Genomic DNA, 9297 nt, shown 5'->3' on the forward strand with positions numbered 1-9297 from the left:
GTGACGGTCCGGGCTCAGCCGCCGGCCGTCGTCTGATCCTCGTCCACCGCGTGCGCGAAGAGCTTGAGCACCGGGACCCCCACCCTGTGGCGCGCCCGGGAGGCCCAGTCCCGGTGGAAGAACTCTTCCACGAAGTGCGGGGCGGTGAGCACGATCACCTCATCGGCGTGGGTCTCCTCCACGACGCCGCGCAGCACCTCCAGCGGACGGCGCTGGACGACATGGCCCCGGGCCCGGCTCCCGGCCGCCTCGAGCGCCGCCAGCGAGTGGGCCAGTGCCCGCTCGGCGGGCTCCAGCGCCTCCGCGCCCTCCGGCTCCTCCCGCTCCTGGGCGGCCTGCTCCAGCTCGCCGAGCGCGATGTCGTCGATCGCGCGCAGCAGCCGGTCCTTGCTGCCCCGGGGCTGCATCAGGACGACGAAGGAGACCGGGTCGTCGCCGTGCAGGGTGGTGACGAATTCCACGTCGGCGGGGGTCAGGGGCTTCTCAATCATCAATACGCTCGTGAACACGGCGGATGCCCTTCTCCTTCGCGATTCTTTTCACAGGGTTCAGGGTTACAGACGATTTGTATGAGTTATGGGTAAATCCGACGGTAGCGGGTGAAAAGAAAACCGGCTTCCTCCAGGACAGAAGCGAGAGCGAACTGTTCCGGTTCCCTCAGCAGGGGTCCGTCGACGATTCGCTTCGCGTCCCCCGCGGCGATCAGGGGAGCCACCGCCAGACACAGCTCGTCCAGCACCCCGGCCGCCGCGAACTGCCCCAGCAGCGTGGGGCCGCCCTCGGTGAGCAGCCGGGTGTGGCCGAGCTCCTTCAGCGCGGTCACGACCGCCGCGGCGTCGACCCGTCCGGACGGCCCCGTCCCGGCCAGCACCACCTCGGCCCCCGCGGCGCGGGCCCGCTCGATCCGCTCCCCGGAGGCCGCCGCGCCCGTGATCACGATCGTCGGGACCAGCGGCTCGGTGAACAGCGGCAGCGAGAAGTCCAGGTCCAGGCTCGCGCTCACCACGGCGATCGCGGGCGCGGGCGACTGGCCGAGCGCCGCCCGGCGCTCGGCGAACGCCGCACGGGCCCGCGCCGGGCGGTAGCCCTCGCGGCGCACGGTCTCCGCGCCCACCACCACGGCGTCAGCGAGCCCGCGCAGCACCCCGAAGATCCGCATGTCCGCGTCGGAGGACAGGGGCTTGGACCGGCCGTCGTGATGGGCCGCCCCGTCCAGCGAGGACACCATGTTGGCCCGCAGATAGGCGCCGGAGGGGCCGTAGGGCGGGTCCGGGTACGCATAGGCGTCGGCCAGTTCGTCCAGGCCCCATTCACGGTCCTCGGCGGACGCCGCGGTGGCCGCGCCCGCGGCCGGTACGGCGGAGCTTTCCGGCGCATTCGCGAACGACCGCGCGGGCGCTCCGCCAGGCGCTTGCGCGGGCGCTCCGGCAGGTGCTTGCGCAGACCCTTCGGCAGGCGCTTGCGCAGGCCCTTCGGCGGGCGCTTGCGCGGGCGCTCCGGCGGGCGCTTGCGCGGGCGCTCCGGCGGGCGCTTGCGCGGGCGCTCCGGCGGGCGTTTGGGCAGACAGGGGGAACAGGCGTCGCATAGGCCGCAGTGTGACATGCCTCCCTCTCCGACAGCGCTCCGGTGAAGAGCGACTACCCTGGACATCCGTGTCCGCACCAACCACCGCATCCGGCTCGGCAGGCCCCATAGCCGCCGAAGCCCCCGCCGCCCTCACCGACCGTGCGCCGCAGGTTCCGGCGGAGCGCCTGGTCGCCGAGATGGTGCCGCCGCCCCGCTTCGCCACCGTGAGCTTCGACAACTACATCACCGACCCCGGCCAGCCCAGCCAGGCCGAGGCGGTCGAGGCGCTGCGCGCCTTCGCCGCGCGGCTCGACGGCGGGACGGGCGCGAAGGGCGGCCGCCGCAGGCACTGGTTCCGCCGGGAGGCCAAGCCCGCCGCCACCGGCGGCGGTCCGCGCGGGATGTACCTCGACGGCGGATACGGCGTCGGCAAGACCCACCTGCTGGCCTCCCTGTGGCACGCCACCCCGGCCGCCCCCGAGCTGAAGGCGTTCGGCACCTTCGTGGAGCTGACGAACCTGGTCGGCGCGCTCGGCTTCCAGCAGACCGTGCGGACCCTGAGCGGCCATCGGCTGCTGTGCATCGACGAGTTCGAGCTGGACGACCCGGGCGACACCGTTCTGGTCTCCACGCTGCTGGGCAAGCTGGTCGAGGCGGGCGTGGCGCTCGCCGCGACGTCCAACACGCTGCCCGGCAAGCTCGGCGAGGGCCGGTTCGCCGCGGCCGACTTCCTGCGCGAGATCCAGGGGCTGTCCGCCCACTTCCGGACGCTGCGCATCGACGGCGAGGACTACCGCCACCGCGGCCTGCCCGCCGCCCCGGCCCCCTACTCCGACGACACGGTCACCCGGGCCGCGCACCGCACCCCCGGCGCCTCCCTGGACGCCTTCCCCGCCCTGCTGGAGCATCTGTCCCGGGTGCATCCGAGCCGCTACGGCGCGATGTGCGACGGCATCCAGGCCGTCTGCCTGACCGGGGTCGGCCCGGTCCCCGACCAGTCGACCGCGCTGCGGCTGGTGGTGCTGGCCGACCGGCTCTACGACCGCGAGGTGCCGGTACTGGCCTCCGGGGTGCCGTTCGACCGGCTCTTCAGCGAGGAGATGCTGAGCGGCGGCTACCGGAAGAAGTACTTCCGCGCCATCTCCCGGCTCACGGCGCTCGCCCGGGACGCGAAGCGGCTGGCCGACACGCCGGACGGCCGCTGATCGCACGGTTCCCGCGCGCCCGCGCCCGTGGTACACACATGCGGTCACATTCTCTGTCCGCCAGCAGGGAGTTACCGCATGTCAGCGACACGACGTCAGGTTCTCGGCCGCACCGGTGCGCTGGGCGCCTCCATCGCCTCCATCGCCTTCACCGGCAGCGTCCCCGAGCTCTTCGCCGGTACGGCCGCGGCCGCCGAACCGGCTTCCCCGCCGCTCGACCGGGGCGGTTACGGCCCCCTCGTCCCCGACCCCGACGGTCTGCTCGACCTTCCCGAGGGGTTCCGCTACCGGGTGCTCTCCCGCGAGGGCGACGACCTCCGCTCCGGCGAGGGCAAGGTCCCCAGCAACTGTGACGGCATGGCCGCCTTCCCGGGCCGCGCCGGCGGCCGTGACCGTACGCATCTGGTCCGCAACCACGAGAACCGCCCGAACGCCGCGTTCCGCGTGCCCGCCGTACGGGGCCTCACCTACGATCCGGCGGGGCTGGGCGGCTGTACCGCCCTGGAGCTGGGCCCCGGCAACCGAGTCCTGTCCGAACGGGTGGCCATCGCGGGCACCGCGGTCAACTGCGCGGGCGGCCCCACCCCCTGGAACACCTGGCTGACCTGTGAGGAGACCGAGGACCAGGCCGGTACCGACGGCTACACCAAGGACCACGGCTTCATCTTCGAGGTCGATCCGTACGATCCGCGCCGCACCGGCGCCGTACCGCTCACCGCCATGGGCCGGTTCCAGCACGAGGCCATCGCGGTGGATCCGCGCAGCGGAGTCGTCTACGAGACCGAGGACGCCTTCGAGAGGCCCTTCGGGCTCTTCTACCGCTTCCGGCCGAAGAGACCGCTCGGCGGCATCGGCTCGCTGCGGGCCGGCGGTGACCTCCAGGCGCTGCGGGTGCCGGGGGTGCCCGACCTCTCCACCATCCAGGAGACGGGCACCACCTTCGACCGCGTCGAGTGGGTGGACGTCCCCGACCCGCTCGCCAAGGAAACCCCCATCCGGCTGCAGGACTTCGGCCGCGGAGGCATCACCCACGCCCAGAAGCTGGAGGGGTGCTACTGGGGCGGCTCGTCGGTCTACTTCGTCTCCAGCTTCGCCAAGAGCGCGGACGGCTCGGGGGCCGACCACTTCGGCCAGATCTGGCGCTACGACCCCGACCGGCGGCGCCTCACGCTGGTGATCGTCTTCGGCCCCGAGACCGACGTCCAGCTGCCCGGCGAGTCCCCGGACAACATCACGCTGGCGCCCAGTGGCGGCCTGATGGTCTGCGAGGACGGCAACGGCGCTCAGCACGTCTTCGGGGTGACCCGGCGCGGCGAGGTCTATCCGATGGCACGTGGACGGCAGAACGTCGGCACACCGGAGAAACCCGAGTGGGGTGAGTTCGCGGGCGTCACCTTCGCACCGGACCGCCGCACGATGTACGTGAACTGCTACACCCCGGGCACGACCTTCGCCGTGACCGGCCCCTGGCGCCACTGAGCTCCGGCCTTCGAGGGGGCGCCACGAAGGGGGTACCACGAGGACCACGAGGGGGCGCGAGGAAGGGGTGCCCACGAAGGGGGCTGTCACGAGGGAGCGCCCGACGGGGCTGCCACGAGGGAGCCCGACCGCGCGCAGGGGGCACTCAGCGGCCGGCGTGGTTGGGCGGGGTCAGCAGCCGACGTGGTTGGGCGGGCTCAGCGGGCGACGTGGCCGGGGGGCTCAGCGGCCCGGCAGGCTCCACGGCCTGCGCGGGGCTAGCCGGAGCAGGCCGTGCGCTGGCCCTCCTGCCATTCGCAGAGGGGGCACAGCGTCGCCCCGGGGCGCGAGGCGGGGTACTCGGTGGGTTCGCCGCACCGCACGCAGTCGGCGTACGGCGGGCCCTCGGCAAGGTCCGTACGCTCGTCCATGACCCGATCGTCCATGCCCCGAACCTTACGGCCGGCGGGAGCTGAGCGCACAGGCCAGCGCGGTCGCCCCGGCGGCGGCCGCGCCGGCCAGGGCCAGGGGCAGCAGGGGCATCGGCACGGTGCCACTGCGCGAGCCGTCGACCAGCCCTGACACGGCGGCGTTCGCGGGCGAGGCACCGGCCACCGACACCAGCAGCGCGGCGAACATGGTGGACGGGATCGCCCAGCCGGGGCGGCCCTGTCGGCGCTCCTGGCACACTGGGCGCGTGACCAGCACCGACGCCAGCACCGACCCCCGTCCCGACGCAAGCGCCCGGACCGGCACCGTCGCCAGCCCGGAGACCGGCACCGAGTCCGGCACCGTTCACCACGGCACCGGCTCCGGACCGCGCAGCAGCCCCTTCCGGCACTCCGAGGCCGACCGGGATGCCGCACCGCAGTTCGTCCTGCCCCTGGTGGTCCGGATCGAGAAGACCGCGCCCCCGGCCCGTACGGACGCCCTGGAGACGGCGGCGCGGGCGGTGCTGGTGCTGCTGTCGGACGAGCGGGCGACGGCCGAGGACGGCGAGTGGGCCCAGGCCGTACGGGACTGGCAGGATGCCCGGATCCGCAAGGTCGTCCGGCGGGCGCGCGGCGCGGAGTGGCGGCGTGCGGCCGGTTTGCCGGGCATCACGGTCACGGGCCGCCCGGCCCCTTCGGAAAACGGGACCTCCGTCGAAGACGGACCCGCCGTCGAAGACGGGCCCACCTCCGAAGACGGGCCCACCTCGGGAGACCGACCCGCCTCCGGAGGCGGGCCTTCGGTCGCCGCCGAGGTGCGGGTGTTCCCGCCGGTGCCGCTGGACGGCTGGCCCAAGGAGCTGGCCAAGCTCCAGGTCTCCGGTACCGACCTGGACGACCCCGAGCCGCCGCCCGCCCCCGACCTCACCGGCCCGGTGCTGTGGCTGAGTCCCCATGTGGAGATGTCGGCGGGCAAGGCGATGGCCCAGGCCGGGCACGGCGCGCAGCTGGCCTGGTGGGAGCTGGACGACGCGGCGCGGGCGGCCTGGCGCGGGGCCGGGTTCCCGCTGGCGGTGCGCACGGCGTCGGCCGAGCGGTGGGAGGAGCTCATCGCCGCCGGGCTGCCGGTGGTGCGCGACGCGGGGTTCACCGAGATCGCGCCGGGGTCCTGCACGGTCGTGGCGGACCACCCGGCGCTGCGTCGCCCGTAAGGCCATCCAGTCAGCGTCCCGTCTGCGTCCCGTCGACCGTAAGGCCATCCCGTCAGCCGTAAGGCCATCCCGTCCGCCGTAACGCCGCCGTCTCGTCGCCCGTAAGGCCACCCCATCAGCCGTAAGGCCATCCGCGGCGCCGGGTGCCCCTCGCGCCCGGGGCTATCCCCTGCGGCGGCGGATCGCGCGGGTGACGACCGGTGGCAGGACGTCGGCGGCGAGCCGCCGGACCGTGGTGGGGCGGCACCCCGCGGCGGACGCCGGGGCGGCGGGTGCGGGGCGCTGCTCGGGTGCGGAACGTTGCTCGGGTACGGGGTCGCGCGGCTCGTGGGCGTAGCGGGAGGTGGGCGCGGCCGGGTTCGCGGGCTTCCCGGAGAACCGCAGCACCCTCCGGCCCGCGATCTCCTGCACGCTGGTGTGCATCCCCTTGCGCCACTCCTCGTCCGCGAGCAGCTCGTCCTGGAAGGGCTCCGGGTCGCCCCAGGTGCCGTAGAGCTTCTGCGTGGACAGGCAGATGGGCCGCAGGCCCCGGGTGAACACCGCCTCCCAGGCCGCGGCGGCCACCCCGGGGGTGTGCTCGGAGCGGAAGTCGTCGAGGACCACGACGCCGTCGGGCACCAGCGCGGTGTGGGCCGTGTCGATATCGCCCGCCACGTGCTCGTACAGGTGCGAGGCGTCCACGTGGACGAAGCGGCAGGTGCCCGCGCCGACGTGGTCGGGCACGACGGAGGTCGGGCCCTGGATGACGTACGGCAGCTCGTTCCAGAACGCGAGGTAGTTCTGCTCGAAGGCGGTGCGGGTCAGGGTGGAGTACGACTTGCGCGCCTCCGCCGCGTTCTGCTCGTCCGGCGCCTCCGCGTCGAAGAGGTCACAGACCGTGAACCGCTCGTACGACCGCAGATAGGCGGCGGTGAAGATGGCGCTCTTGCCCAGGTAGGCGCCCATCTCCATCAGGTCCCCGGGTTGCCCGAGGCGCTCCTGGCGGGTCAGAAAGCGGTCGAACAGCACTTGGTCGAGGCTGGGGAACCACCCCTTGACGTCGTTGAGGCTGCGGGGACGCTGGGCCGCGGGGGCGGTGGTGACCGTCATGTGGCTCTCTGTTCGTCGGTGGCGGCGGTCGGGAGGGACGTGTCCGGCAGACTGCCCGGCCGGACGCGCGTCCGGCGCAGGTCCCTCCGGCCAGACGCGCGTCCGGCGGAGGTGTCCGGCCCGGACGCGGGTCCGGCGCAGGTGTCCGGCCCGGACGCGCGTCCGGCGCAGGTGTCCGGCCCGGACGCGCCAGGCCAGACGCGTCAGCGGGACGTGTCCGGCGGGACATGTCCGGGGTCCCGGGGGATGCGAACGGGCGCCACGGTCGCAGTGGAAGGCAACGCCGGGCCGTCCCCCTTGTGACCGTTGTGTGACCACGCCTCCGCCGACAGGTCTTGCCGACAGGTCTTACGGGGCGGTGACGGCACGGCGTGGACGCGGGTCCCGGCGCCCGCCCGGGCCTCGCGTCGCCCCCATGCGCGTGCTGGTCACCGGAAGGCGCACCGAAGGCTCATCGGAGGCGCGGGCTCCATCGGCTCGCACATCGTCACCGCCTTCACCGATCGCGGCCATGAGCCGGTCGTTCTCGTGAGCCGGTCGTTCTCGAGCCGGTCGTTCTCGACGCCCTGTTCCCGGCCGCCCATGCGGCGCCGCCGCCCCGGGGCGGGAAGTGGCGCCACGCCGATGTGCGGGGCCGGGAGGCGGTGGCCGCGGCGCTGCGCGGGGTGCACGCCGCGGCCCGGCGCCCGTGGTGACGGGCGGGTACCGGCTGGGCGACGTACGGCGGATCCGCGAGGCACCCACCCTCGCGGCGAAGGCTGGCCACACGGCCGACCGGCAGTCGCACCGGACGCGCCTGCCGGTCAGCCTGTGGGCAGGCCGATCTGGTCGCGTTCGAGCGTGGCGCGCAGCTCCGAAAGGACCTGTACGGCGGCCTGGCCCGAGGGGCCGCTGAGGGCGCCCGCGGTCAGCTCGGCCAGCGTTTCGGTGAAAGTCGCCGCCGCCGCCTCGACGAGTCGCAGACCGTCATCGGTCAGGTCCAGCAGTGATGAGCGGCGATCCGACGGGTTGGGCTGCCGTATGACCCATGCCCGCTTCTCCAGGCGGTCGATGCCCTTGCTGGTCGCACCGATCCCGATGGCGAACTCGGCGGCGATGTCCGCCACCCGGGCCCCGGGGTGGTCGCGCAGGAAGCGCAGGAACTCGAACTGCGAGGTGACGATCCCGTGCCGCTCGCGGAGACGGTCGTTCAGCGCGTTGTAGAGGCGCGTCTCGCATCGGACGAGATCGGCGAAGAAGCTCGGGAGGTCGACCCGGTCACCGCGTGACGTAGATGCCATGGCATATAGTTTATTCTAAATGCCTAGGCATATAGTTCCTTAACATGCACTTGCGGTGGAGGCGACCATGAGCAGGCAACAGCGCGCGGAGCTCGACGCGATGGTCCGGCGGCCCGGGCCCGAGGGCCCTCGGTCGGTGGAGGAGCTGCGTGCCGGATTCCGGGCGATGATGGCCGAAATGATCGTCCCGGCGGGAATCCGCACCCGGACCGTGACGCTCGGCGACCGGCCCGCGGTGCTCGTCGAGCCGACCGGCACTCCGAAGGCCGGGACGATCCTCTACTTCCACGGCGGCTCCTACGTGGTCGGCTCACCGGAGACGGCGATGTCGCTGACGGGGAACCTGGTGATCAAAACCGGGTTCAGGGCGTTCTCGCTGGACTACCGGCTTGCCCCTGAACACCCGTTCCCGGCCGCGATCGAGGACGGGCTGAGCGCCTACCGCGCACTTCTGGACAGCGGCGAGGATCCTTCGGCGATAGCGTTCGCCGGGGACTCCGCCGGTGGCGGCCTTACCGTCACCACCTGCCTCGCCGCCCGCGACGCGGGCCTGCCCGCGCCCGCCGCGATCGTGGCGTTCTCCCCCGGACTCGACATGACCCGGACAGGCGCGAGCATGGACACCAAGGCGGGCATCGACCCGTTCTTCACGCGTGCGGGCATGGAACACACCGGGGCCATGTATCTCGCGGGACAGGACCCGCACCAGCCCATGCTCAGCCCCGCCACCCTCGCCGACCTGGCCGGATTCCCCCCGATGCTGTTGCAGGCGGGCACCAACGAAATGCTCCTGGACGACTCCACCCGCATGGCCACGCGGGCGAGGGAAGCCGGAGTGGACGTCATCCTGGACATCACCGCTGACGTCCCCCACGTCTTCCAGGCGTTCGCCGGCGCCCTGGACGAGGCCGACGAGGCGTTGGACCGCGCCGCTCTCTTTCTCAGCCAGCGCCTCCGTGCCAGGGACACGACACCCACACCCAAAGGCTGAAGCCTGCGGACGGTCATACGGACCACGGTCCGTACCCCCGGCCCTGGCTCGCCGTTCCTCCTCTCC

The 9297-nt window shown here is 73.2% G+C and carries 10 protein-coding genes; 4 read left to right on the forward strand and 6 right to left on the reverse strand.

Annotated features, from left to right (window positions below; translation table 11 throughout):
• Nucleotides 1-14: 14 nt before the first annotated feature.
• Nucleotides 15-491, reverse strand: a complete 477-nt coding sequence (locus tag AXW62_RS33780) for a hypothetical protein (protein WP_037648493.1) — start codon at nucleotides 489-491, stop codon at nucleotides 15-17.
• An 83-nt stretch (nucleotides 492-574) separates the two neighbouring features.
• The gene (locus AXW62_RS33785; RefSeq protein ID WP_051886963.1) at nucleotides 575-1303 is read right to left on the reverse strand and encodes a pyrimidine reductase family protein; all 729 of its coding nucleotides are present in this window, start codon (nucleotides 1301-1303) and stop codon (nucleotides 575-577) included.
• Between the two features lie 349 nt (nucleotides 1304-1652).
• Between AXW62_RS33785 and zapE the strand changes: the two genes are divergently transcribed.
• Both zapE and AXW62_RS33795 read left to right on the forward strand, forming a co-directional pair.
• Complete coding sequence (zapE, locus tag AXW62_RS33790) at nucleotides 1653-2771, forward strand: cell division protein ZapE (RefSeq protein WP_060947826.1); 1119 nt, start codon at nucleotides 1653-1655, stop codon at nucleotides 2769-2771.
• A gap of 78 nt (nucleotides 2772-2849) precedes the next feature.
• Nucleotides 2850-4250, forward strand: coding sequence for an alkaline phosphatase PhoX (locus AXW62_RS33795; protein ID WP_060947827.1), 1401 nt, complete (start codon nucleotides 2850-2852; stop codon nucleotides 4248-4250).
• Nucleotides 4251-4507: 257 nt separating this feature from the next.
• Here the strand turns inward: AXW62_RS33795 and AXW62_RS44695 are convergent, their stop codons facing one another.
• Together AXW62_RS44695 and AXW62_RS33800 are read right to left on the reverse strand one after the other, a co-directional pair.
• Nucleotides 4508-4675: a hypothetical protein gene (locus tag AXW62_RS44695; RefSeq protein WP_169808193.1), complete on the reverse strand. Its 168-nt coding sequence runs from the start codon at nucleotides 4673-4675 to the stop codon at nucleotides 4508-4510.
• A gap of 10 nt (nucleotides 4676-4685) precedes the next feature.
• Complete coding sequence (locus AXW62_RS33800) at nucleotides 4686-4937, reverse strand: hypothetical protein (RefSeq protein WP_370682954.1); 252 nt, start codon at nucleotides 4935-4937, stop codon at nucleotides 4686-4688.
• Between AXW62_RS33800 and AXW62_RS33805 the strand changes: the two genes are divergently transcribed.
• Nucleotides 4927-5871 (forward strand): peptidyl-tRNA hydrolase, encoded by a 945-nt coding sequence (locus AXW62_RS33805; RefSeq protein WP_060947828.1) that lies wholly within the window; start codon nucleotides 4927-4929, stop codon nucleotides 5869-5871. The two genes, AXW62_RS33800 and AXW62_RS33805, sit on opposite strands and share 11 nt — an antisense overlap.
• A 162-nt stretch (nucleotides 5872-6033) precedes the next feature.
• On the opposite strand, the gene AXW62_RS33810 is transcribed toward AXW62_RS33805, so the two are convergent.
• Together AXW62_RS33810 and AXW62_RS33815 are read right to left on the reverse strand one after the other, a co-directional pair.
• The gene (locus AXW62_RS33810; RefSeq protein ID WP_060947829.1) at nucleotides 6034-6960 is read right to left on the reverse strand and encodes a class I SAM-dependent methyltransferase; all 927 of its coding nucleotides are present in this window, start codon (nucleotides 6958-6960) and stop codon (nucleotides 6034-6036) included.
• An 803-nt stretch (nucleotides 6961-7763) separates the two neighbouring features.
• On the reverse strand, nucleotides 7764-8240 hold the full coding sequence (locus AXW62_RS33815) for a MarR family winged helix-turn-helix transcriptional regulator (protein ID WP_060947830.1): 477 nt from the start codon (nucleotides 8238-8240) through the stop codon (nucleotides 7764-7766).
• 67 nt (nucleotides 8241-8307) lie between these two features.
• Here AXW62_RS33815 and AXW62_RS33820 point away from each other — a divergent pair, with 67 nt between their 5' ends.
• Nucleotides 8308-9231 carry an alpha/beta hydrolase gene (locus AXW62_RS33820; RefSeq protein WP_060947831.1) on the forward strand — a complete coding sequence of 308 codons (924 nt, stop codon included), beginning with the start codon at nucleotides 8308-8310 and terminating at the stop codon, nucleotides 9229-9231.
• Nucleotides 9232-9297 lie beyond the last annotated feature (66 nt).

This window comes from Streptomyces hygroscopicus subsp. hygroscopicus (assembly GCF_001553455.1).
GTDB lineage: Bacteria > Actinomycetota > Actinomycetes > Streptomycetales > Streptomycetaceae > Streptomyces > Streptomyces hygroscopicus.

Excerpts from the sequence above, each read along its gene's own strand:
- AXW62_RS33780 (WP_037648493.1), bottom strand. The coding sequence starts at position 491 with ATGATTGAGAAGCCCCTGACCCCCGCCGACGTGGAATTCGTCACCACC.
- AXW62_RS33795 (WP_060947827.1), top strand. The coding sequence starts at position 2,850 with ATGTCAGCGACACGACGTCAGGTTCTCGGCCGCACCGGTGCGCTGGGC.
- AXW62_RS44695 (WP_169808193.1), bottom strand. The coding sequence starts at position 4,675 with ATGGACGATCGGGTCATGGACGAGCGTACGGACCTTGCCGAGGGCCCG.
- AXW62_RS33810 (WP_060947829.1), bottom strand. The coding sequence starts at position 6,960 with ATGACGGTCACCACCGCCCCCGCGGCCCAGCGTCCCCGCAGCCTCAAC.
- AXW62_RS33815 (WP_060947830.1), bottom strand. The coding sequence starts at position 8,240 with ATGGCATCTACGTCACGCGGTGACCGGGTCGACCTCCCGAGCTTCTTC.
- AXW62_RS33820 (WP_060947831.1), top strand. The coding sequence starts at position 8,308 with ATGAGCAGGCAACAGCGCGCGGAGCTCGACGCGATGGTCCGGCGGCCC.